This window comes from Flagellimonas profundi, assembly GCF_017313275.1.
Classification (GTDB): Bacteria; Bacteroidota; Bacteroidia; order Flavobacteriales; family Flavobacteriaceae; genus Flagellimonas; species Flagellimonas profundi.
The window spans coordinates 215,467-239,585 of the sequence record NZ_JAFLNM010000005.1 but is presented as its reverse complement, the minus strand read 5'-3'; the positions used below and the strand labels follow the sequence as shown (position 1 = coordinate 239,585).

General features: G+C 41.5%; 17 protein-coding genes, 1 tRNA gene and 1 rRNA gene. 14 read left to right on the top strand and 5 right to left on the bottom strand.

Going from position 1 to position 24,119, the window contains the following annotated elements:
* Nucleotides 1-78: ribosomal RNA gene (rrf, locus tag J0654_RS18445) — 5S ribosomal RNA — on the top strand; the annotation flags it as partial.
* 63 nt (nt 79-141) lie between these two features.
* On the opposite strand, the gene J0654_RS17580 is transcribed toward rrf, so the two are convergent.
* The 4 genes from J0654_RS17580 to J0654_RS17565 form a co-directional block, all read right to left on the bottom strand.
* Complete coding sequence (locus J0654_RS17580) at nt 142-1,083, bottom strand: hypothetical protein (RefSeq protein WP_207030413.1); 942 nt, start codon at nt 1,081-1,083, stop codon at nt 142-144.
* A gap of 238 nt (nt 1,084-1,321) precedes the next feature.
* The gene (locus J0654_RS17575) at nt 1,322-2,788 is read right to left on the bottom strand and encodes a glutamate synthase subunit beta (RefSeq protein WP_207030412.1); all 1,467 of its coding nucleotides are present in this window, start codon (nt 2,786-2,788) and stop codon (nt 1,322-1,324) included.
* A gap of 8 nt (nt 2,789-2,796) precedes the next feature.
* Nucleotides 2,797-7,302, bottom strand: coding sequence for a glutamate synthase large subunit (gltB, locus tag J0654_RS17570; protein WP_207030426.1), 4,506 nt, complete (start codon nt 7,300-7,302; stop codon nt 2,797-2,799).
* A 308-nt stretch (nt 7,303-7,610) separates the two neighbouring features.
* A complete protein-coding gene (locus J0654_RS17565; RefSeq protein ID WP_207030411.1) occupies nt 7,611-8,753 on the bottom strand; it encodes an acyl-CoA dehydrogenase in 1,143 nt (380 codons plus the stop codon).
* Between the two features lie 236 nt (nt 8,754-8,989).
* Between J0654_RS17565 and nhaD the strand changes: the two genes are divergently transcribed.
* The 13 genes from nhaD to J0654_RS17500 all read left to right on the top strand — a co-directional run bounded on the left by nhaD (nt 8,990) and on the right by J0654_RS17500 (nt 23,005).
* The gene (nhaD, locus tag J0654_RS17560; RefSeq protein ID WP_207030410.1) at nt 8,990-10,375 is read left to right on the top strand and encodes a sodium:proton antiporter NhaD; all 1,386 of its coding nucleotides are present in this window, start codon (nt 8,990-8,992) and stop codon (nt 10,373-10,375) included.
* A gap of 57 nt (nt 10,376-10,432) precedes the next feature.
* A complete protein-coding gene (locus tag J0654_RS17555) occupies nt 10,433-11,125 on the top strand; it encodes a MotA/TolQ/ExbB proton channel family protein (RefSeq protein ID WP_207030409.1) in 693 nt (230 codons plus the stop codon).
* Between the two features lie 7 nt (nt 11,126-11,132).
* Nucleotides 11,133-11,519, top strand: coding sequence for an ExbD/TolR family protein (locus J0654_RS17550; RefSeq protein ID WP_207030408.1), 387 nt, complete (start codon nt 11,133-11,135; stop codon nt 11,517-11,519).
* Complete coding sequence (locus tag J0654_RS17545; RefSeq protein WP_207030407.1) at nt 11,519-12,397, top strand: energy transducer TonB; 879 nt, start codon at nt 11,519-11,521, stop codon at nt 12,395-12,397. Before J0654_RS17550 ends, J0654_RS17545 begins: the two co-directional genes overlap by 1 nt.
* Nucleotides 12,397-13,608 (top strand): bifunctional folylpolyglutamate synthase/dihydrofolate synthase, encoded by a 1,212-nt coding sequence (locus J0654_RS17540; RefSeq protein WP_207030406.1) that lies wholly within the window; start codon nt 12,397-12,399, stop codon nt 13,606-13,608. Before J0654_RS17545 ends, J0654_RS17540 begins: the two co-directional genes overlap by 1 nt.
* 70 nt (nt 13,609-13,678) lie before the next feature.
* Nucleotides 13,679-13,753, top strand: a tRNA-Val gene (locus J0654_RS17535).
* Between the two features lie 230 nt (nt 13,754-13,983).
* The gene (locus J0654_RS17530; RefSeq protein ID WP_207030405.1) at nt 13,984-15,255 is read left to right on the top strand and encodes a site-specific integrase; all 1,272 of its coding nucleotides are present in this window, start codon (nt 13,984-13,986) and stop codon (nt 15,253-15,255) included.
* A 392-nt stretch (nt 15,256-15,647) separates the two neighbouring features.
* Entirely contained in the window at nt 15,648-16,214 is a 567-nt protein-coding gene (locus tag J0654_RS17525; protein ID WP_207030404.1) for a BfmA/BtgA family mobilization protein, read from the top strand.
* Between the two features lie 213 nt (nt 16,215-16,427).
* A complete protein-coding gene (locus J0654_RS17520) occupies nt 16,428-16,856 on the top strand; it encodes a hypothetical protein (RefSeq protein WP_207030403.1) in 429 nt (142 codons plus the stop codon).
* Between the two features lie 82 nt (nt 16,857-16,938).
* The gene (locus J0654_RS17515) at nt 16,939-18,123 is read left to right on the top strand and encodes a TolC family protein (RefSeq protein WP_207030402.1); all 1,185 of its coding nucleotides are present in this window, start codon (nt 16,939-16,941) and stop codon (nt 18,121-18,123) included.
* A gap of 19 nt (nt 18,124-18,142) precedes the next feature.
* Complete coding sequence (locus J0654_RS17510) at nt 18,143-18,391, top strand: hypothetical protein (RefSeq protein ID WP_207030401.1); 249 nt, start codon at nt 18,143-18,145, stop codon at nt 18,389-18,391.
* 12 nt (nt 18,392-18,403) lie between these two features.
* Complete coding sequence (locus J0654_RS17505; RefSeq protein ID WP_207030400.1) at nt 18,404-19,909, top strand: efflux RND transporter periplasmic adaptor subunit; 1,506 nt, start codon at nt 18,404-18,406, stop codon at nt 19,907-19,909.
* Nucleotides 19,910-19,921: 12 nt separating this feature from the next.
* Nucleotides 19,922-23,005 carry an efflux RND transporter permease subunit gene (locus tag J0654_RS17500; RefSeq protein WP_207030399.1) on the top strand — a complete coding sequence of 1,028 codons (3,084 nt, stop codon included), beginning with the start codon at nt 19,922-19,924 and terminating at the stop codon, nt 23,003-23,005.
* Nucleotides 23,006-23,264: 259 nt separating this feature from the next.
* Here J0654_RS17500 and J0654_RS17495 read toward each other — a convergent pair whose 3' ends face one another.
* The gene (locus J0654_RS17495; protein WP_207030398.1) at nt 23,265-23,948 is read right to left on the bottom strand and encodes a metal-dependent hydrolase; all 684 of its coding nucleotides are present in this window, start codon (nt 23,946-23,948) and stop codon (nt 23,265-23,267) included.
* Between the last annotated feature and the right edge of the window lie 171 nt (nt 23,949-24,119).

The window sequence follows — 24,119 nt, the reverse complement described above, 5'->3', positions numbered from 1 at the left end:
CATTCCGAACAGGGAAGTTAAGCCCGTTTGCGCCGATGGTACTGCCACACCAGGTGGGAGAGTAGGTCGCCGCCTTCCTCAAAGCCCGATACATTGCGTATCGGGCTTTTTTGTTTTTATATGGTATATATCTATATCTGTTTAGTCGATCGAAAACTTGTAAAGAAGTTTCTTTTCATCAGCAGCAGGAACTTCCGAAATAAGAACATATTTTCCTGGAGTTAAATCCGCTTCAAAAAAACCTTTGCTCTCTGCTGGTAAGTTGTTCATACCACCCAAAAATGTAAAACCCTCGGGTGCAGGTGTACGTAGTCCTCTTGGGTCCATCCAATTCATCCATTGAACCAAAGAGTCTAAGGAAGCCGTATTGTCATACCGTACCAGGTTTACATCATGTCCAACAAAATTTTCGTAAACTTTTTGGTCTATGAAATTGGTCTGGAATATTTGGTTGCCAGAAGAAAGGCTGTCCTTTAGTATAAGGCCGCCGGTACTTGAAATATCTATGTTTGCCGTAGGTGTAGGGGGGGTAAGCTCAGTAGCTTTATTGGATACTATTATTTCTTTTAGCATGCCATGCGAAGTGTGCCATTCTCCATTGAACATTTTTACATAACATTCCATCATATAACGTCCAGGTTCCAAATAAACGGTGCTCTTTACTGTATGTTTAGGGGATACTAGGCCTGTTCCTCCCAAGAATTTTACTTGTTGGAACCACTCTGGGATTTTACCAAAAGCGGCCATTGCGCTATCCATTTTATTTTCCATGATCAGTCTCATGCCATCATCAAAAGGGGGAAGTAGTTCGGCTTTGGTATTTTCTATGGTGATTCCTTCTGGATAAAGGTCCATCATAACAAAATGAACTTCTTGCGATTGATTTTCGTAGATAAAGGTGTTCCAACCTGAATAAAGGGTGTCCGCAACAAAAAATTCCATACTTTTTGTGCTTACATTCACCTTGCCAAGCTCCAATGAAGATTTTTGTGGAGTTGTGGTTTCTTCCTTTGTTTCTTTTTCTTTGCTTTTGCACGCGACAAGCGTAATTAGTACTAAACAAATTGCAAATAAACTTTTCATAAGTAATGTATTAAGAGGTTAGTTATTCTCTTTTAATACATAGCAAAGTAGAAAGGTTTCGTAGGGTAAGAGGCTCCTGTTAATATACAAACTATAAATTAATCAAAGGTTTAGGAGTGTGTGGATGGTCCGTTTACCTTTGTATTTGTATGGCCCTGGTGTAGCTGTAAATAAAAATGCTCCTCGCAGTGCAACACTTTGAGGAGCTCGTGAGTTTAGTTAAGATTCACGTGTATCTTTATATTCTTGGTAAATCCCCTTCGCCTTTTAAGGGTAAATAGGATTCTCCCATTAAATATTTATCTACATAGTGGGCAGCTTGTCTTCCTTCTGAAATAGCCCAAACAATAAGCGATTGACCTCTTCTTTGATCACCGGCTGCAAAAACTCCGGGTACATTTGTTTTATAATCTGCTACCGAAGCTCTAATGTTGGTTCTTGAATCCATTTCAAGATTTAGTTGATCGGCAACCGTAGTCTCCGACCCTGTAAATCCCAGTGCCAATAGAACCAAATCACATTCCCATTCTTTCTCTGTGCCCTCTACTTCTTTCAGCATGGGTCTTTGGCCGGGTTGCTTGATCCATTCAACTTCTACCGTTACCAAGCCTGTTAAATTTCCGTCTTTATCTGTATTGAATCTTTTGGTTGAAATGCTGAATACACGTTCGGCTCCTTCCTTGTGTGAAGAACTGGTGCGTAAACGCATGGGCCAAAAAGGCCAAGGTTGTCCTTCAGGGCGTTCCGGCGTGCCCTTTGGCATAATTTCAAAATTGGTTACGGATGTGGCTCCTTGTCGTATGGAAGTACCTATACAGTCGGAACCGGTATCGCCACCACCGATTACAATTACTTTTTTGCCTTTGGCAGAAATGTCTTCACCTTTAAAAGGAAGGCCATCTACTTTACGGTTGTTCTGTGGCAAGAAGTCCATTGCTTGAACTACGCCCTTGGCATCTATTCCCTGAACGGGAAGGCTTCGTCTAACCGTAGCTCCACCACATAGTACAATGGAGTCAAACTCATTCTGAAGTTCTTTTGCCGTAACGTCCACTCCAACATGGATACCGGTTTTAAACTCAATGCCTTCTTGCTCCATAATTTCCAATCGCCTATCGATAACATTTTTTTCCATTTTAAAATCTGGAATACCATATCTAAGAAGGCCACCGGGTTTTTCATCTCTTTCGAAGACTGTAACCGTATGACCTGCACGATTCAATTGTTGCGCTGCAGCTAGACCTGCTGGCCCAGAACCTATCACTGCCACCTTTTTATCAGTTCTGTTCATTGGAGGTTCCGGTTTTACCCATCCATTCTTAAAGGCGGTCTCCACAATATTCTTTTCGATGTTTTCGATGGAAACCGGAGGTTCGTTTATTCCCAATACACAGGCTTCTTCGCAAGGTGCAGGGCATAATCTTCCCGTGAATTCCGGGAAATTATTGGTTGAATGTAGAATTTCGGCCGCTTTTTCCCATTTTCCTTTATACACAGCATCGTTAAAATCTGGAATCAAATTACCCAGTGGACACCCACTGTGGCAAAATGGAATCCCACAATCCATGCAACGTGCACCTTGGTTCTTTAATTCACTTTCCTTTAAAGGCTTTGTAAATTCCTTATAGTTTTTGATACGTTCTTTGACAGGGGCGTATGCTTCATCCTTCCTGTCAAATTCCAAAAATCCTGTAATCTTTCCCATGTCTCAAATTATAAGGTTTGCATTTTTTCTTGTTCCAATCTGATAAGTGCTTGACGGTATTCTTCAGGGAATACTTTAATGAATTTAGGAAGACATTTTTCCCAATTTTCAAGAATACTTTGTGCCAATGGACTTAATGTTGCATTGTAATGGTTTTCAATCAAATCTTTCAATTGTTGGATATCGTTGTCCTCATCAACAGGAAGAAGGTTCAAATGATCTCCATTGCAGTTTTGCCTGAATGTGTTGTCCTTGTCATATACGTAGGCGATTCCACCGCTCATACCGGCACCGAAATTTCTTCCAACGGAACCTAAGATAACGGCAACCCCACCGGTCATGTATTCGCATCCGTGATCCCCTATGCCTTCCACCACGGCTTTGGCACCAGAGTTTCTTACGCAGAAACGTTCTCCTGCTTTACCGTTGATATAGGCTTCACCAGAGGTTGCTCCGTATAATGTTACGTTTCCGGTAATAATGTTCTCTTCTGGTTTTATTGTGGATTTAAAAGGCACTTTAATGACCAATTTGGCTCCAGAGAGTCCTTTTCCAAGGTAATCGTTGGTATTTCCGTTGACGACCATGGTCAGACCTTTGGTGGCAAAGGCTCCAAAGCTTTGTCCGGCAGAACCTGTAAAGTTCAACTTGAGTGTGTTTTCCGGTAATCCATCTGCGCCATAAATTTTGGAAATCTCGTTACTGATGATGGCACCTACAGCTCTATCCGTGTTGTGGATAGGGAAGTCCAAAATGGTCTTTTCTTTCCTGAACAAAGCAGGGTGTGCCTTACCGATGATTTCAAACTCTATGGATTTATCTATCTCATGATATTGTTTTTCCGTATTGTGGAACTTGGTGCCTTCGGGCACATCAATTTGATAAAGTATTGGAGTCAAGTCGATTCCAGCAGCTTTGTAATGTTCAATTGCTTTTTTTCTGTCCAGTTTTTGAACTTGTCCGACCATTTCATTTAAAGTTCTAAAACCAAGTTTGGCCATGATCTCACGAAGTTCTTGGGCCACAAAATACATGTAGTTGACCACGTGCTCAGGTTTTCCTTCAAACTTTTTCCGCAGTTCGGGATTCTGTGTGGCAATACCCACGGGACAAGTGTTCAAATGGCAAACGCGCATCATCACACAACCTGATGCTACAAGCGGTGCCGTGGCAAATCCAAATTCTTCTGCACCCAATAAACATGCAATGGCAACATCACGTCCGGTTTTCAACTGTCCGTCACATTCCAAGGTTATCCTGTTACGCAAATCGTTCAGGACCAAAGTTTGTTGGGCCTCCGCTATTCCAAGTTCCCAAGGTAGACCGGCATGCTTCAAAGAGGTCAGTGGAGATGCACCGGTACCTCCATCAAACCCAGAGATTAAAATAACGTCCGCTTTCGCTTTAGCAACACCAGCAGCAACTGTTCCCACGCCGACCTCAGAGACTAACTTCACATTGATACGAGCTTCCCGGTTTGCTGATTTTAAATCATAAATCAACTGGGACAAATCTTCAATGGAGTAAATGTCGTGGTGGGGTGGTGGTGAAATCAACCCTACGTATGGTGTTGAGTTTCTGGTTTTGGCGATAGCAGGATTTACTTTTGGACCGGGAAGCTGGCCACCTTCTCCTGGTTTAGCTCCTTGGGCCATTTTGATCTGTATTTCCTGTGCACTGGTCAGGTAGTTGGATGTAACTCCAAACCTACCAGATGCTACCTGCTTGATGGCACTGTTTCGCCAATCGCCGGTTTGACTTTTATAGAAACGAGCCGAATCCTCTCCTCCTTCTCCTGAATTACTCTTTCCTCCAATTCGGTTCATGGCAACCGCAAGATTTTCGTGGGCTTCCTTGCTGATACTTCCATAGGACATGGCCCCGGTTTTAAACCTTTTTACAATTTCTGTCCAAGGTTCAACTTCTTCAATGGGAATGGGGTCATAGTTCGAAAACTCGAACAGTCCGCGGATGGTCATTAGGTGTTTGGATTGCTCATTGACCAATTTGGAATACTCTTTATAAGTTTCCGGCTCGTTATTGCGTACCGATTTTTGAAGCATGGCGACACTTAATGGATTGAACATGTGCTTCTCGCCATTTCTTCTCCATCGATACTCTCCACCAACCTCAATATCGAGATTGGCTGCTATTTCCTGTGCTAGGAACGCCTTTTTGTGGCGTTTGGTTACTTCTTTTTCTATTTCATAAAGCCCGATTCCCTGAATACGGGTCGGGGTATTGGGGAAATATTTGTCCACTACGGTGGTGTTGATACCAATACACTCGAACAATTGGGAGCCCCTATACGAGTTAAGGGTGGATATCCCAATTTTGTTCATCACTTTTAGGATGCCTTTTCCGATGGCTTTGTTGTAATTTTTAACAGCCTCCTCAAAAGTGTAATCAGTAATATTGTTCTCTTCAATTTGCTCTCCGATGATTTCATTTACCAAATATGGGTTGATGGCACTCGCCCCAAAACCAAACAATAAGGCAAAATGGTGCACCTCTCTTGGTTCTGCCGATTCTATAATGATGCTCAATTTTGAACGCTTACCCAATTTTCTCAGTCCACTGTTTACATAGGAACAAGCCAAAAGAGCTGGAATTGGGGCCATTTCGGCACTCACCATCCTGTCGGATAGAATAATGATGTTCGCATCTTCATCAATGGCTTTTGAGGCTTGATTGAGAATGGAGTCCAAGGCCTCTTCCAATCCGTTGTGCCCTTTGTTGATCTCGTAGAGCATGGAAATGGATACAACCTTATAATCTGGACTGGCATCGTAATTTTTGATTTTGTCCAAATCCTCCTTGGAAATTACGGGGTTTTGGATTTTCAGTTTTCGGCAGTGAAGCTCAGAAAAGTCAAATATGTTGTGGTCGCTACCCAGTGTAAGGCTAATATCGGTAATCAATTCCTCGCGAATACCATCCAAAGGAGGATTGGTTACTTGGGCAAATAATTGTTTAAAGTAATTGTAGATTAACTGTGGGCGTTCGGAGAGTACGGCAATAGGTGTGTCCGACCCCATGGAACCAATGGGTTCCTTGCCATTTTCTGCCATGGGCATAATAATGGTATTGATGTCTTCTTGTGTATAGCCGAACGCAGTTCTTCGGGTTTGTAAAGGGAATTCCCCAAAGAAAACGGGGCAATCGTTATAGGGAATATCCCTTAGGTGCACCAAATTGTCCTTCAACCATTTTTTATAGGGATGTTTTTTTGCAATATGTTCCTTGATTTCCTCATCGTTAACGATTCTTCCTTCCTCCATGTTCACCAAGAACATTTTTCCCGGTTCCAATCTCCCGTGGAATTCAATATCCTCTGGTTCAAGTTCAACCACACCGGTTTCCGAGGACATGATTACATATCCTTGCTTGGTCACGGAGTATCTTGAAGGACGAAGACCATTTCTATCCAGGACCGCTCCAATATAGTTGCCGTCCGTAAATGGAATGGAGGCAGGTCCGTCCCATGGCTCCATTAAACAGGAGTTGTATTCGTAAAATGCCCGTTTAGCTTCGGACATGTCGGGATTTTTCTCCCAAGCTTCAGGAACAAGCATCATCATCACCTCAGGTAGGGAGCGGCCCGTCATCAACAATAGCTCAACTACCATATCCATACTCGCGGAATCCGATTTTGCAGGCAGTACTATAGGAAGTATTTTTTTGATGTCCTCACCGAACCAATCGCTCTCCATCAGCTCTTCCCTAGATCGCATACGGGAAACATTTCCTCTTAATGTATTGATCTCGCCGTTGTGGCACATATACCTAAAAGGTTGCGCCAGATCCCACATAGGAAAGGTGTTTGTGGAAAATCTTTGGTGAACCAATGCCAAGCGGGTAACCACTCTGGGGTCCAAGAGGTCTTCATAATACTTACTGATATCTTTGGGGACCAATAAACCTTTAAATATGATGATTTTGGTAGAGAGACTGGGAAGGTAGAAGAATTCACTTTCCGATAATTTACTTTCTATTACGGTATGCTCTGTAATTTTTCGTGCAATGAAAAGATTAAGGTTAAATTGAAAATCATCCAAAGCTTCACCTTTACCAACAAAAACCTGCATTACATAGGGTTCGGTTTCCGCGGCTATGCGTCCGGGAACGGAGCGGTTTACGGGCACGTCTCTCCAGCCCAATAATTGAAGTCCCTGTTTTTTTATATTTTCTTCAAATACTTTGATGCAAAAGTCCCGTTGGTTTTCTTTTTGAGGTAGAAAAACGTTCCCTACTGCATATTCACCTGCTTTGGGCAAATCAAAAGGGCAGGCATCTACAAAAAAGTCGTGGGGTATATCAATTAATATACCTGCACCATCTCCAGTTTTACCATCGGCACTCACAGCGCCTCTGTGTTCCAATTTATCAAGGATTTCGAGGGCCTTGTGGATTATATCGTTGGACTTTATTCCTTTTAGGCTGCAGATGAAACCTGCACCACAGTTATCATGCTCAAATTCTGGTAGGTATAAACCTTGTTTCTCCAATCTCATCATTAACGTATTTCTTCAAAAATATCAAAATCAATGAATAAAGTATAAGGTTTTTATTGATTATCAGATAAATAATCAACGTAATGTTTGCAAGGTTAAAAAAAATTCAATTTAGGAATATATGGAATGTTAAATTGTCATTATCTCAAATTGAGTAATAAAATTACGCCCTTCCCTAACTGGAAAAGCCTATTTTAGGTAGATGTGGGTTGTTTAGTGAAGAAATCCTTCTCAAAAGGAAGGGAGGGTTGGGGAATAAAAGATGTTTTAAAAAAAGACCCCCTCTTTTTGGAGGGGGTCTCGATTATTTAATCTGTAAGAATGCTTCTGGAAATAACAATTTTCTGAATTTCCGAAGTGCCTTCATAGATTTGCGTGATTTTGGCATCTCGCATCAAACGTTCGACATGGTATTCCTTAACGTATCCATTACCCCCATGGATTTGCACCGCTTCAACAGCCGTTTCCATCGCGACTTCAGAAGCGTAGAGTTTGGCCATGGCTCCTGAAAGGGTGTAATCGTTTCCTGTATCTTTATCGCATGCTGCTTGATATACCAAATGGCGGGCTGCCTGTATTTTGGTGTGCATGTCTGCCAATTTAAAAGCGATAGCTTGATGGTTGGCAATCTCGGTGCCAAATGCTTTTCGCTGTTTTGAGTATTTCAGTGCAAGTTCATAGGCTCCTGCTGCTATTCCCAGCGCTTGTGCCGCAATCCCAATTCTTCCGCCAGCCAAGGTTTTCATGGCAAACTTAAATCCGAAACCATCTTCACCTATGCGATTTTCTTTTGGAACTTTTACATCGTTGAACATTAAGGAGTGGGTGTCGCTTCCTCTTATCCCCAATTTATTCTCTTTTGGTCCTATGTCGAATCCTTCCGCACCTTTCTCAACAATTAGGGCGTTTATACCACGATGACCTTTATCTCTGTCTGTTTGTGCAATTACTAGGTAGACTTCGGCTTGGTTTCCGTTGGTTATCCAGTTTTTTGTTCCATTTAATAGGTAATGGTCGCCTTTATCAATGGCGGTTGTCTTTTGTGACGTTGCATCGCTTCCTGCTTCTGGTTCGGACAAGCAGAATGCCCCGATAATTTCACCCGAAGCCAAGCGTGTAAGGTATTTTTCTTTTTGTTCTTCAGTCCCGTAGGTTTCCAATCCCCAGCAAACCAAAGAGTTATTGACCGATACCATAACCGAGGCCGAAGCATCAATTTTGGATAATTCCTCCATGGCCAAAACATAGGATAGGGTGTCAAGTCCGCTCCCACCATATTTTTCGTTGACCATCATGCCCATAAACCCAAGGTCTGCCATTTTTTGAACAAGTTCCCCTGGAAACTTTTGTGTTTCGTCGCGCTCAATTACTCCCGGTAAAAGCTCATTTTGGGCAAAATCTTTTGCCGCTTGTTGTATCATTAACTGTTCTTCGGAAAGTGTGAAATCCATAAAACTGAATAATATTTAAAAACTACCTACAAATATAGCTTTACAATATTAATTTTCTATGGATAAGTGCAAATAAATGAGAATGATTAAATTTTTAACTGTTTTTTTGAAAAGCAGTTTTTATTGTTTGCATATTTTTATGCCGATAAGATTATGCGGAAATATTCATTTTGAATATCTTTAGCAATTCAGATAACTACTCAAAAATATTATTCCTTAATTAAACCAAGCTTAACATGGAAACCCTTTTAGTTGTCATTTTTGTAATTGGATATTTGGCAATTACCCTAGAACATAATTTAAAAATAGATAAACTTATTCCGGCTTTGGCCATGATGGCCATCTTATGGGCGTTGATGGCTTTTGGAATCGATAGTTTTACCACTTGGTTCGATTCTGGAAATCATGAACTGCTCGAAAACTTTGGAGCCTTTGGGCATGAAGAAAAGATGGAGCTAATGGAAGAAACATTGCTGCACCATTTGGGTAAAACCGCCGAAATTTTGGTTTTCCTTCTTGGAGCAATGACCATTGTTGAAATCATAGACTATTTTGATGGTTTTGCTACCATAAAGTCTTTTGTAAAGACAAGGAGCAAAAAGAAAATTCTTTGGATTTTCTCTTTCTTGGCGTTCATACTTTCTGCGATAATCGATAACCTAACGGCTACGATCGTACTTATTTCCATCCTTCAAAAAATTGTGAAGGACAGGGATGTAAGACTTTGGTATGCTGGTCTTATTATTATCGCGGCCAACGCTGGCGGTGCGTGGTCGCCAATCGGTGATGTTACTACGACAATGCTTTGGATCGGAGATAAGGTTTCTACAGCAATGCTTATCGAACATTTATTGGTGCCTTCTTTGGTTTGTATGTTTATTCCATCCCTCATAGCATCTTTCCTACCTGCATTTAAAGGTGAAATAGATATGGAGGAAGAGGAAGGAGCGCAGTCCAAATATGGTCCTATTATGTTGTATCTTGGATTGGGAGCCATAGTTTTTGTTCCTGTTTTTAAAACGGTGACACATTTGCCACCATATGTAGGTATGATGTTGTCCTTGGCCGTTGTGGCAACTTTTGCTGAAATTTACAGTAATAAAAAGATTTCAATTTCATCCGTGGACCAGGAGAGCGATGCACATGCTCATCACAGTCCGGTGCATAGTGCCTTGACCAAAATCGAGTTGCCCAGTATTTTATTCTTCTTAGGTATTTTGATGGCAGTGGCCGCTCTGGAATCTTTGGGGCTTCTGTTCAATTTTGCCGAAGGATTGAAACAAGGTATGCCACTAATGGGTACTGAAATGGCAGGAACACGAGTGTCCGATTTGGTGGTGATACTATTGGGTGTTGGTTCTGCAATTATTGATAACGTTCCGTTGGTTGCTGCAAGTTTGGGGATGTTCTCCGAGCCTTTGGATGACCAATTGTGGCATTTTATAGCCTATTCTGCGGGAACGGGCGGTAGTATGCTGATCATTGGTTCTGCTGCTGGAGTTGTAGCAATGGGAATGGAGAAAATTGATTTCTTCTGGTATCTTAAGAAAATATCGTGGTTGGCCTTTGTGGGCTTCATTGCGGGAGCAATTGTATTTATGGTAATGCGATATTTGTTCTAAAAAATACTTTAGTTCAAAAATCTCCGTTATAATTGCAACTTAAATTGGGGATTTTATATGAATATTTTTCAAGAAGTAACGGAAGGTGCTGAGGCAACTGCCTCAATTTCCGAAGAAAAGACCTTGTCCGTCATTGATCTTATTGTCAACGGAGGAACAGGAAGTGTCATTATAATTATGGTGCTTTTTGTTCTTCTGTTTGTAGCAATGTACATTTATTTTGAACGTATTTTTGCCATTAAAGCAGCGTCCAAAATAGATAAGAACTTCATGAACCAGATTCGTGATCATATCATGAACGGGAAATTGGAGGCTGCAAAATTATTGTGCGCACAAACGGATTCTCCCGTAGCACGACTTACAGAAAAGGGGGTTGCCCGAATTGGAAAACCTTTGGATGACATCAATACGGCAATTGAGAATGCAGGTACATTAGAAGTGTACAAACTCGAGAAAAACGTAAGTGTATTGGCTACGGTTGCCGGTGCTGCGCCCATGATTGGTTTCTTGGGGACCGTAATTGGTATGATTTTGGCGTTCCATGAAATGGCAAGTAGTGGAGGCCAGGCAGAAATGGGTTCCTTGGCGTCAGGCATTTATACCGCAATGACCACAACGGTTGCTGGTCTTGTAGTCGGTATTATCGCTTATATCGGTTATAACCACTTGGTGGTGCGAACGGATAAGGTGGTGCACCAAATGGAAGCAAATGCGGTACAGTTTTTGGATTTATTGAACGAACCTATATAGTTTTTCTATGAAACTGAAGGGAAGAAATAAAGTAAGTCCGGAATTTAGTATGTCGTCAATGACAGATATTGTGTTTCTGTTGTTGGTGTTTTTTATGCTAACGTCCAATGCGCCAAATGCATTGGATTTGTTGTTGCCAAAAGCAAAAGGGAAATCGACGAACACTCAAAATGTTTCGGTAACTATTGATAAGGACCTGAAATACTTTGTGAACAACGAGCAGATCAACAAAGAATACATTGAAATTGAATTAAAAAAGGCACTTGAAGGTCAAGAAAAGCCGACAATCATCCTCAGGGCAGAAGAAAGCGTTGCCATTAAAGAAGCAGTCAACGTAATGGACATTGCCAATAGGAACAGTTACAAGGTTATCTTGGCGGTGCGGCCAAAATAATGTCCTTTTTAGATACGAGACACAAGAAAAAATCCTTTACGCTTACAACACTTTTGTTAAGCGCACTCCTGCTATTGCTTTTTTATATTGGATTAACGTACCTCGACCCTCCCATTGAAAATGGTATTGCTGTTAATTTTGGGACCATGGAATATGGAAGTGGGGAAGTACAACCTACGGAGCCCATTCGTTCCGAACCTAGAGAAGTCGAAAGTCAGCCTGAGCCCCAGGAAGTGGCTGAGCCTGCTGAACCTGAAGAAGCGGTTGTTGAAGAAGCCCCGGTTGAGGAAGTGTTGACAAGCAACGATGAAGAGACCATCAAACTAAGACAACAGGAGGAAGCCAAGCGAAAAGCCGAGGAGGAAGCTGAAAAGGCCAAAGCGGAAGCGGAGCGTATTGCGAGAGAAAAGCGAGAAGCCGAAGAACGTAAAAGACAAGAGCAAGAAGCCAAGAAGAAAAGTGTGGATGCCTTAATTGGTGGCATCGGTAAATCGGATGGTACCACTACAGGTAACGAAGGTGATGATGATCGCGTTGGAGACAAAGGCCAACCTGATGGCGATCCCTATGCTACCTCTTACTATGGATCGCCAGGAACCGGAACAGGCGGATATGGCCTGAGCGGTAGATCTTTGGCCGATAAGGGCCAAGTGCAGCAAGAATGTAACGAGGAGGGCAGGGTAGTGGTCCGAATTGTTGTGGACAGAAGTGGCAATGTGATCAAAGCGCAACCTGGGGTCAAGGGTACTACCAATAATGCACCCTGTCTTTTGGAGCCAGCTCGTGAAACGGCGATGCTCCATAGATGGAACCCTGATTCCAACGCACCTGCACAGCAAATAGGTTTTGTGGTGGTCAACTTTAAACTGGGACAATAGTGACCTATCAGGAAACGTTGGACTGGATGTTCGGACAACTTCCGATGTACCAGCAAAAAGGTGCTGCGGCGTTCAATGCCAAGCTGGACAACATCATACACCTATGCAATGTACTGGACAATCCCGAGAAAAAATTTAAAAGTATTCACGTAGCTGGTACCAATGGAAAAGGGTCCAGCAGCCATATGTTGGCTTCCATTCTCCAAGAAGCGGGTTACAAGGTCGGGCTATATACTTCACCCCACTTAAAGGATTTCAGGGAGCGTATCAAAATAAACGGAAAGGTTGTCAGTAAGAAATTCGTAATCGATTTTATAGCACAACACCGACTTTACTTTGAGTACCACAAGCTTTCCTTTTTTGAAATGACCGTGGGAATGGCATTTAGTTATTTTGCAGCGGAAGAAGTGGATATCGCTGTGATCGAGGTTGGTTTGGGCGGACGGTTGGATTCTACCAACATTATAACTCCCGAAGTGTCCTTGATCACCAATATAGGTATGGACCATACGCAGTTTTTGGGTGATACCTTGGAGAAGATTGCCTTGGAAAAGGCGGGTATCATCAAACGGAAAGTTCCTGTGGTCGTTAGTGAGACCCAGCCGGAGACCCAGATGATTTTTAACCTAATTGCCCATCAGCTGAAGTCCCATATTGTTTTTGCGGATGTCAATCCTGCCAAAGGATACAAAACTGATTTGCTTGGGGAATATCAGCGAAAGAACATCAATGGGGTGGTGGCGACCATTCACCAATTAAAAGGTTTTGATGTTCCAGAGGAGGCAATTTCCGAGGGACTTAAAAAGGTTGTCCAAAATACGGGCTTGCTTGGCAGGTGGCAAATACTGCAACAAAACCCATTGGTGGTTTGCGATACAGCCCACAATAAAGAGGGGCTTGAACTTGTGCTGGAACAGGTAAAAAAGCAATCATACGAAAAACTTCATATTGTGCTCGGGTTTGTAAATGATAAGGATGTAAATGCTGTGCTTTCACTTTTTCCAAAAGATGCATCATATTACTTTGTGAGACCAAGTATTCCCAGGGGTATGGATGCACTGAAGCTTCAGGAACTTGCAGAAGAGCAGGGACTTACGGGAAGGGTTTGCAAGTCGGTCAAAAAAGGATTTAAAAAAGCTTTAACAAAAGCGAATGACAACGATATGATTTATATTGGAGGAAGTACTTTTGTTGTGGCAGAAGTAGTATAATTTTTTTCAATTTTTTGTTTTTTAAATCAAAAACAGTCTTATATTTGCACTCCCATTTAGGAAATTGAATGGGCGCTTAGCTCAGTTGGTTCAGAGCACCTCGTTTACACCGAGGGGGTCGGGGGTTCGAATCCCTCAGCGCCCACTTTTAGAGTTTAAACAAAAACAAAACCTTGCATATCTTATTGATTTGCAAGGTTTTGACGTTTTAGGCCTTTATTTGAATTGGTTTGATTTGATATGTTTTGGTTTGCAATTCGGTTAGTAAATTTTTTTGTGAAAAGTGTTAACCGAATAAGCCTGTAAATTACTATATTACAGCAACTTAGTATTTGACTTTCGTAGGTGATTTTCGTTCAATTTAACACAAAACCTATGAGAACTCGGTCTACATTTTCAATCAGTTTTTGGATAAGCACTGCCCGGCGGAATGACGGAACTGCTAAGATTTATGCCCGTATCACCGTTGATTCACAACGAGTTAACATGAGCCTCAAATACACCATTCCTGCAGAAAGTTGGGACCGAAAGGGATCGAGGGTTCTGGGGCGCACAACGGAAGCGCAGGAAATCAACGCCTATTTAATGGAGGTTGAAACCGAACTTTTCCAATGCTACCGTGAATTACGATCCAAAACAACCCACATTACACCGCAAATGGTCAAGGCGAAGTATTTCGGGGAGGATGAGAACCAAATGACGTTAACAGCCCTCTTTGAATACCATAACCTCCATGGCTCACATAATCTGGGTAAAGCGACCCTGAGCCATTATAAGACCACTCAGAAGTACTTGTTGGCCTACTTGAAGAAGCAATATAAATCCGATGATTATAGATTGTCACAACTAAACCATCAGTTTGTTGTAGGTTTCGAGACCTACTTGCGAAAACTACATCCTATTCACCATCATGGTAGACTTTCGAACAACGGGGCAATGAAACATATCCAACGTTTGAGAAAGATGGTCAGAATGGCTGTGAACAATGAATGGTTAGAAAAATATCCCTTTCAAAAATTTAAGATTAGGATGGAAAAAAAGGAAAGGGATTTTTTGACCATGGGAGAATTACGAAAAATTCAGGATTTCCAAACCAAGATTGAACGGTTACGAATTGTAAAAGACTTATTTGTTTTTAGTTGCTACACAGGTATTGCCTATTGTGATATAATGAACCTTAATGAGGACAATCTAGTATTGGGTATCGATGGAAAGCATTGGATAAGTACAAAAAGACAAAAGACCAAGAACAGCTTCAAGCTGCCTTTAATGGGACCAGCATTGTCGATTGTGAAGAGATATCATTATCATCCGAAAAGACGTACAGATAAATTATTTCCTAAGATTTCCAATCAAAAATTAAATAGCTATCTGAAAGAGATTGCGGATTCATGCCATATCAATAAACACATAACTTTCCATATGGCAAGACATACGTTCGCTACGACTATTACTTTAAGCAATGGGGTTCCTATTGAAACTGTTTCCAAAATATTGGGCCATTCAGAATTGGCCACGACCCAAATTTATGCGCGGGTCTTGGATAAAAAAATCAGTGAGGATATGAGTGGTTTGGAATCAATTCTGGAATCTAAATTCTCAGATTCAATTGATGATAACGAGAAGTTTGGTAACTCTGTCTTTTAATCTTGAGAATTCATTGCAATGATTAGGGTGCCGAAACTATCGAAGATTTTTAGTCCCAATCTTACCCAGACTTTTGCGCTTGGTTCCTATCGGGTTTTTGTAGTGTTCGGGAAGATAAGCGTTGAGCAAAAAACTGATAGGACGTAATCTACAACCTGCTTTGGCAAAAGTTTTCTATTTAGCGTCGCCTTGGCGACACTAAGTTGAAAAGCAAGAGGATAGCGCGCTAAAGCGGCGCTATTGATTCATTTTCCTTCGGAAAAGCCCTGTTTGTAAGGGTTTTTGGAAATGTTTGAATTCAGAGATTATGGTTTTTATTGTTGCAAAAACGTTGAAAGTACATGTAATTACTGAACAAAATTGTAACAATTGAGCCCTTTAAAACATGTATTATGGACGATTTTAGAGCAGTACGAATAAAGAAAAGGACACTATTAAGATTCAAGGTCTTTTCAAGAAAAGTGGGCAAGAGTTATTCCCATACCTTGGATATGGTAATGGACTTTTTTGAGTGGCACGGTTTTATGCCATCTGAAAGATTTGAAAAGAGCATAGGTCAAGAGATCATTAAAAACAGGAAACGGACAGATGCGGTCATTGCCATAATCAGGGACATTGAAAAGAACCAAACCTTGCCCACCATTGGTATGATGCAGGCCCTTTTCAATCAGGAATTGGACAATGATGAAGATGGGGATGATTTTCTTGAGGACATGATCGAAAAGAATCCACCAAAGCCAGACCCAGTGTTCGAGGGTGAAGTAACTGTTCCGAAAATCAAGTATGATCGGTTGGAGGAAAAGGCGGCCTCGCTCCAATCGGATTTAAATAGTATACTTAATAATGTCAAGGTGGTCAAGAGCAGTTTTGGGAAAAGCTATCTGAAGCTTGAAATAACGGAAGGGCGGTTGGAACGATATAGACGTGAAGCAAACAGACCATTGGATTACCTCAAATGATGAGGAGACTATATCGTTAATAGATAAAATTGCCTCGCTCAGTAAGGTTAGTTTGGCAAGATTTGGGGCTTGCAGCACTCCACTTCGTTGCGTTCGCCTTATATCGATTTCTATTTCATACCAAGGTTTTGAGAGCATTTTGTTTAAAACGAACATAGATTCCACTGAAAAACGTCTTCACGGATTCTATATAGTTTCCTATCTTTGAATCAGATGCGAAAATACCGAAACATAAAGGCACTTTTCTTTCTGGGGATACTCAGTATGCTTTTGATGCACAAAGTAGTACCACACTGGCATCATCAACATGTAGAGGAGCATCATCATGATGTGGCACATAACCATCACAATCATCATTCCGATGAACCGGAAAAGGAAAATCCAACAAAAGGATTCCTGGATTGGTTTTTTGAAATGCATGCCCATACCAATACCACGACCGATATATTGGTATTGAAGCAGAGAACAGTCGAAAAAGTTTCCTTAGAAAAATTAATAGCAAAAACGCGACTTCCTAAGCTGGTCATTTATACATTTTATAAATCAGATACCATAGTTAAGAAATGGTATCGTCCACCAGACAAGCTTCGAAAAGCTTATTTATTCAATTATTCACTTCGGGGACCCCCTTCATTAGGTTAATCAAGAAGGCAGGCTGATTCTTACTGCTTAAGGATTCAGCATGTTTGTTTCTCAATTTTTGATAAACCTAAACAAAATCATTATGAAATTTAAATTCGTATACGCTCTTTGCGTATACCTGTTCTTCGGTAAAGTGTTTTCACAATCCACTGAGATGGAGAAAGTACTAAGCCAAATAGAACAGAACAATAAAGAGTTGAAGGCCTATCAATCGTATATCAATGGGCAGCAATTGTTAAATAAAAGCGGTAACAATTTACCGAATCCAGAAGTTCTTGGGTATTATTTACCGTTTGGTGAGCACCAATCGGACGATTATTCAGAATTTGAAGTATCACAATCCTTTGAGTTTCCCACAGTGTATTTGGCACGCAATAAATGGAACAAGCTTCAAGAGGATCAATTGGAAGCGATGTATACCAAAAAGCGTCAAGAAATCCTATTGAAAGCCAAAGAGGGGTTGATCAATCTGAACATGCTTCGGAAAAGGCTGGAGATTGAAGAGGTCCGGAAAACCCAAAGTTTGGAGGTTTTCCAACAAATCCAGGAATTGTACAATAAGGAACAGGTTGGAATTTTGGATCTCAACAAGGCTAAAGTAGCTTGGATACAGGAACAGTTTGTTGTGGAACAGATACAAGCAGATATACAAAACCAACTGACCGAATTGCAAACGCTAAATGGTGGCCAATCCATTGAAATGAATGATTTGCAGTTGGACAGTCCTGTCCAATTACAAAGCATTGAGACAATTTGGAGTGAAAAACTGGCCAATGACCCAAGATTGACTGAACTTCAAGCCAATGAAGCTTCTGCTTTCCAGAGCGTCAAACTGGAAAAGAACAAAGTCCTTCCTAATATCTCATTGGGATATAACTACCAAGGTGTGAATGGCAATGATTATTCTGGGGTATTTGGCGGTTTGTCCATTCCCTTATGGAACAGTAAAAACAAAGTCAAGGCGGCGAAGGCCGACTTTGAGTATCAGCAAACCAATTCAGAAGTAACAAGGGCATTGATGTATTCACAATTTCAACAAGAATACAACCAGTACCTTTTGTTGTTCAACAAATACACCGAATATCAAGAAACCCTATCCAACCTAGATAGCGAAGCACTTTTATTTAAAGCCTATAGTCTGGGGGAATATTCCTTTTTGGAATATTATATGGAAGTTCAGTTTTATCGGGATGCAACCGATAGGATGTTGGAAATGGAAAAACAATTACAGCAATTACAAGCACAATTATTAATACATCAATTGTAACACCTTAAAAAACAAAAAGATGAAAACAGTATCAAAAATTTTAATGGCATCAATGGTAATCATTGCAATAGGAATTACAGGATGTCGCGACACCAAAAAAGAAGAACCCAAAGACGACCATGGACATACCCATGGGGAAGGTGCAGACCATACGCACGAACAGGAAGAAGTTAAACAGGAGGAATTTACAATGGATAAGGACTCCGTACAAACTGAAGAGGAGGGTACTCACACTCACGAGGACGGAGAAACACACCACGATCACTAAACTTTAATCAAAATGAAAAAGTATTTAATAATTGTGCTTGCCTTAATGGCAACAGCTTGTAAACAAAATAACGAAGAAGACCACGCACATAATCCAGATGGCAGCCATGTAGGGGATGAAACGCCTCGTTTGGATTATACCATTTGGACAGATGACACCGAATTGTTTGTGGAGTTCCCGGCATTGATTGTTGGACAACCGAGCAAGTTCGCCGCACATTTTACTGTATTGGATAAACATCAGCCAATACGAGAAGGTTCGGTTACGGTAAGTTTGGTCAAAGGTGAAAAAGGAATACGGTCAACTGCTGACGCACCCTCGTCACCGGGTATATTTTCTCCACTTCTTCAGCCCACAGGATCTGGGGAACATCAATTGATTTTTGATCTTACCACCCCGCAATACACTGATAAAATCGTAATCGAGGATATTATGGTCTATGCCAGTTTGGACGAAGCCAAAGAAGCTTTGGGTGAAGCGGGAGAGGATGGATCCATTTCATTTTTGAAAGAACAGGCTTGGAAAACAGCTTTCCAAACTGAACCTGTAACAAAAGGTGAAATATATGATGTTATCAAAACCTCTGGGGTTTGGCAACCAGCTCAAGGGGCATTAAAAACAATGGTGGCAACGGCCAACGGAACCGTCAGCTTTTCATCATCCAATCTTACCGAAGGCATGGAGGTAAAACAAGGACAGTTGCTATTGAGTGTGAGTAGCCAAGGATTGGCATCCAATAATTTAAGTGCCGAGGTGGCCAAAGCAAAGGCTAATTATGATCAGGCAGCATCGGAATACAACAGAAAAAAGGAACTCTACGAGAGCAAGATCATTCCAAAGGCTGCATTTGAAAAAGTGGAAAGTAATTATGCCATAGCAAAAGCAGAATATCAATCCATTGCTTCGGGAGTGTCGGGAGACAGTAAACAGATTCGAGCACCTTTTAATGGTTTCATAAGATCTGTAAATGTGGCCAATGGTGATTATGTAGAGCAGGGAGCTGTATTGATCAGTGTGGCAACAGAGGATTCAAAAGTGTTGAAATCGCAGATTGCACCCACCTATGGTTTGACCATGGAAAATATCAAAGGTTTATGGTATCAAACGGAAACTGGTGATTGGAAAAACATTTCAGATTCAGATGGTGAAATCCTATCCATTTCAAAAGATGTGGAAATGGAGAGTCCATTGATTTCAGTATTTGCCAGAGTGAACGACATTATTGCAGTTCCAGACGGTAGTTTAACCCAAGTACAGATTGCAATGGGTGATGGTAAACAAACCACAATTGTTCCCGAATCGGCCTTACTGGAAGATTACGGTAACTATTCGGTTATGGTGCAACTTTCGGGAGAAAGCTTTGAACGGAGATCAATTACCATAGGTAAACGCAATGGTGAAAATGTAGAGGTCTTAAAAGGTTTGGAAGCTGGTGATGTTGTGGTAACCACAGGTGCGTATCAGGTAAAAATGGCTTCCATGTCAGGAACAACCCCTGCACATGGCCATGAACATTAAAAAGCAAAAATTATGTTGACTAAAATATTAAATAGTTCCCTACATAATCGTTTGCTGATTTTGTTGGGAGCCGTAGTGTTGAGTGTATTGGGAGTGTACTATGCAAAAACAATGAATGTTGATGTATTCCCAGATCTCACAGCACCTACGGTAACCATTCTTACCGAAGCCCATGGCATGGAATCGGAAGAAGTGGAAAAACTGGTGACCTATCAATTGGAAACCGCCCTGAACGGTTCGCCCAATGTAAGACGTATTCGCTCCTCATCGGCAGCGGGTATTTCCATTGTCTGGGTGGAATTTGAATGGGGTACGGATATATATCGCGCGCGCCAAATTGTAAGCGAACGCATCCCGATGGTTCGTGAAAATCTGCCTGAAGGTATCGGCGCACCAACTATGGCACCTATTTCATCCATCATGGGAGAAATCATGTTATTGGGTGTCACCTCCGATAGTTTGTCACCTATGGAATTACGTACCCTATCCGACTGGACGATTCGCCCACGCATCAAGGCAATAGGGGGAATCGCCAATGTGGTGGTTATTGGTGGTGAGTACAAACAATACCAAGTATTTGCCAATCCCGAAAAGCTGAAGCACTACAACGTGAGCTTGTCAGAACTGGTAGAGCACGTTAAGGAAGCCAATGTAAATGCTCCTGGTGGTATAGTGAATCAGTACGGCAATCAATACATCATTAAAGGAAGTGGCAGGGCCTATGCTTTGGAAGATTTACAGGAAGCTGTTTTAAAGCAAATCAACGGTCAGACCATTAAAATCAAAGATGTAGCTACCGTACAGATCGGGGCATCGGACAAGATTGGAGATGGCTCATTGAATGGGAAGGAATCAGTGATTTTGACCATTTCTAAACAACCCGATGTCAATACTTTAAAATTGACCGAACAATTGGATGAGGCTATTGCAGATTTGCAGAAAACCCTGCCAAAAGGGGTAGAAATCAAAAGCCAGATTTTCAGACAGGCTGATTTTATTGAAGCTTCCATAAGCAATCTAAATTCGACATTGTTGGAAGGTGCATTTTTCGTGGTTATTGTATTGTTCATTTTTTTGATGAACTGGCGTACCACGGTAATTTCTTTGTTGGCAATTCCCATTTCATTATTAGTATCAATCATCATCTTAAAACTAATGGGATATACCATAAACACCATGAGTTTAGGCGGTATGGCCATTGCCATTGGTGCTTTGGTGGATGATGCGATTATTGATGTGGAAAACGTTTATAAACGTTTGCGAGAAAACAGTCGTTTACCAAAAGAAGCACAACAATCGGTAATTACCGTAGTACGTGATGCTTCCGTGGAAATTCGAAGTTCCATCATCATAGCGACCTTGATCATAATTGTTTCGTTAGTGCCTCTGTTCTTTTTGAGTGGAATGGAAGGTAGATTATTACAACCGCTCGGGATTGCTTTTGTAACATCTGTATTAACTTCCTTGATTGTTGCAGTTACAGTAACCCCTGTGCTATGTTCGTATTTGCTGAACAACGAAAAGCTGTTGAACAAGCAAGCCGAGGGCACAAAAGTGGAACAATGGCTTCAAAAACGTTATGCAAACACACTCGACAAGGTGATCAAGTTCCCAAAGACGGTGATAGGTGTAACTGTGATTGCTTTTGTTTTGAGTTTGGCATTGGCAACCCAATTGGGAAGGAGTTTTTTGCCTGAGTTCAATGAAGGTTCATTGGTGATCAGTGCGGTTGGTCCTCCTGGTATGTCTCTGGAAGAAAGTAACAAGGCTGGGAAACAAATAGAAAACTTGTTGTTGGAAATGCCCGAAGTTGAAGTGGTGACCCGCAGAACTGGCCGAGCGGAACTGGACGAACACGCACAAGGGGTCAATGCTGCCGAAATTGATGTGCCATTTATATTGGATGGTAAAACCAAAGAAGCGTTTTTCGAGGAAGTCCGTACCAAATTGAGTGTGGTGCCCGGGGTTAACATTACCCTTGGGCAGCCTATTGCACACCGTATAGACCATATGCTATCGGGAACGCGTGCCAATATTGCGATCAAAATTTTTGGCTCTGACTTACAACGTTTGTTTGAATTGGGAAAACAGGTGGAGCAAAACATCAAATCCATTGATGGATTGGCAGACGTGGCGGTTGACCAGCAAATAGAAGTTCCCCAAATTCGGATCAAACCCAAACGCCAAATATTGGCAGCATACGGAATGACAGTTGGCAATTTGATGGAACAAGTGGACATTGCGTTTGCTGGTGAGGAAGTAGGCGAAATCTATGAGGGCCAACAATATTTCGATTTGGTGGTACGCTACGAAAAACCCTTTCGTGATAATATTGAGAACTTCAAAAATACCTTGGTAAGCCTTCCTAATGGAGGACAGACCGTGTTGGGTGAATTGGCGACCATAGGATCTGTAAGCAGCCCAAATACTATCAGTCGAGAAGATGTCCAGCGTAAGATTGTGATTGCCGCCAATGTACAGGGCAGAGATCTTCGAAGTGCTGTAAACGAGATTGAAGACATGGTCAACAGTACCATTAACTTTCCTGAAGGGTATCGTGTACAATATGGCGGACAGTTTGAAAGTGAATCCAAAGCTTCTCAATTGTTATTGGTCACTGCATTTTTGGCCATTGGCATTATATTCTTATTGCTGTATTACGAGTTCAAAAATGTAAAATTGGCCTTTGTGGTCCTCATCAATTTGCCCTTGGCATTGATCGGGGGTATTTTAATCGTGTACTTCACATCAGGAATTGTAAGTATTGCAGCAACTATTGGATTTATCAGTTTGTTTGGTATTGCCACCCGAAACGGTATTCTCTTGGTATCCCGATACGAAGATTTGCGACAAGAAGGAAAAACAGGGATGGATCTGATTAAAACCGGGGCATTGGATAGGTTAAACCCTATTCTGATGACGGCCTTTACCACAGGGTTGGCATTGATTCCTTTGGCCTTGAAAGGAGGCCAGCCAGGCAGTGAAATACAAAGCCCGATGGCCGTGGTCATTTTGGGAGGGTTGCTATCTGCGACCCTTTTGAACCTAATTGTAATTCCTTGTGTTTATGAATTGGTGATTAGCAAAAATAAATAAAAAGGAAATTGGGGTACTTCATATTGGAGCAGCCCACTTAATTTTTAAAAGGAAAATGACACGCTAAAAGCCGGTTTAATATTTTATGGTTAATTTTATAGTCTACGAAGGTAGAGTATTATAAATTATCTGTAATTCGGTTAGTAACCAAAGCATAAGCAAGGATAAACTCAATAAAAACAAGGGGTTGCAGGGATGGTTCGAATCCCTCAGCGCCCACAACAAAAAAAGCCTCCGAGAAATCGGAGGCTTTTTGTTTTTAAACAGTAATGGATTCCCCAATATCGGGCAATAGTAATTTTTTGCCCTTCTTTTCGAAATACTCGACTGCTTTGGGTTTATCTATTTTAATCGGCGGAAAAGTGTCGTAATGGCAACCGATCACGGTGTTGCATTGTATAAAGTCACTTGCTATGGTAGCGTCTTCGTAGCCCATGGTAAAATTATCCCCGATAGGCAGTACCGCAATATCCAATTTCGGACAGGTTTTGGGAATAAGCTCCATATCCTTGGTCAGTGCAGTGTCCCCGGCAATGTAAATGCATTTGGAGTCATCGTAGAGCACAAAGCCACCGGGATTGCCCCCGTTGCTGCCATCGGGCAACATACTCGAGTGAATGGCATTCACATATTTGGCCGTTCCGAAATCAAAGGTATATTTTCCTCCATGATTCATCCCGTGCCCCTCAACACCTTTGTTGCCGAACCAGGTCGCTACCTCAAAGTTGGAGACCAAAAGTGCCTCCGGGTTGTTCTTTGCAATGGCTTCTACATCGAGTACGTGGTCCTGGTGGCCGTGGGTCACAAAAATGTAATCGACTTTAAGATCGTCGATGTTGATATCCGAAGCCATTTCGTTTCCGGTAATAAAAGGATCGAAAAGTATTTTTTTTCCATTCATCTCCACTAATAATGTGGCATGACCTAAATAGGTGATTTTCATAGTATGTATTTTTTATTTGATTTTAGAAATAATTGTAATGCTGAGGGCATTTCTGCCTTTTGCATAAAGTTAGTAAGAACGCATGTGAATTTCAATGCCAAACGGAAACGAAAGCTGGCAAATGCATCTAATTTTTTGAATCCTGAAATATGGATTGCAGAAAAAGGGTTT

Excerpts from the sequence above, each read along its gene's own strand:
- J0654_RS17580 (WP_207030413.1), bottom strand. The coding sequence starts at position 1,083 with ATGAAAAGTTTATTTGCAATTTGTTTAGTACTAATTACGCTTGTCGCG.
- J0654_RS17575 (WP_207030412.1), bottom strand. The coding sequence starts at position 2,788 with ATGGGAAAGATTACAGGATTTTTGGAATTTGACAGGAAGGATGAAGCA.
- gltB (WP_207030426.1), bottom strand. The coding sequence starts at position 7,302 with ATGAGATTGGAGAAACAAGGTTTATACCTACCAGAATTTGAGCATGAT.
- J0654_RS17565 (WP_207030411.1), bottom strand. The coding sequence starts at position 8,753 with ATGGATTTCACACTTTCCGAAGAACAGTTAATGATACAACAAGCGGCA.
- nhaD (WP_207030410.1), top strand. The coding sequence starts at position 8,990 with ATGGAAACCCTTTTAGTTGTCATTTTTGTAATTGGATATTTGGCAATT.
- J0654_RS17555 (WP_207030409.1), top strand. The coding sequence starts at position 10,433 with ATGAATATTTTTCAAGAAGTAACGGAAGGTGCTGAGGCAACTGCCTCA.
- J0654_RS17550 (WP_207030408.1), top strand. The coding sequence starts at position 11,133 with ATGAAACTGAAGGGAAGAAATAAAGTAAGTCCGGAATTTAGTATGTCG.
- J0654_RS17545 (WP_207030407.1), top strand. The coding sequence starts at position 11,519 with ATGTCCTTTTTAGATACGAGACACAAGAAAAAATCCTTTACGCTTACA.
- J0654_RS17530 (WP_207030405.1), top strand. The coding sequence starts at position 13,984 with ATGAGAACTCGGTCTACATTTTCAATCAGTTTTTGGATAAGCACTGCC.
- J0654_RS17525 (WP_207030404.1), top strand. The coding sequence starts at position 15,648 with ATGGACGATTTTAGAGCAGTACGAATAAAGAAAAGGACACTATTAAGA.
- J0654_RS17520 (WP_207030403.1), top strand. The coding sequence starts at position 16,428 with ATGCGAAAATACCGAAACATAAAGGCACTTTTCTTTCTGGGGATACTC.
- J0654_RS17515 (WP_207030402.1), top strand. The coding sequence starts at position 16,939 with ATGAAATTTAAATTCGTATACGCTCTTTGCGTATACCTGTTCTTCGGT.
- J0654_RS17510 (WP_207030401.1), top strand. The coding sequence starts at position 18,143 with ATGAAAACAGTATCAAAAATTTTAATGGCATCAATGGTAATCATTGCA.
- J0654_RS17505 (WP_207030400.1), top strand. The coding sequence starts at position 18,404 with ATGAAAAAGTATTTAATAATTGTGCTTGCCTTAATGGCAACAGCTTGT.
- J0654_RS17500 (WP_207030399.1), top strand. The coding sequence starts at position 19,922 with ATGTTGACTAAAATATTAAATAGTTCCCTACATAATCGTTTGCTGATT.
- J0654_RS17495 (WP_207030398.1), bottom strand. The coding sequence starts at position 23,948 with ATGAAAATCACCTATTTAGGTCATGCCACATTATTAGTGGAGATGAAT.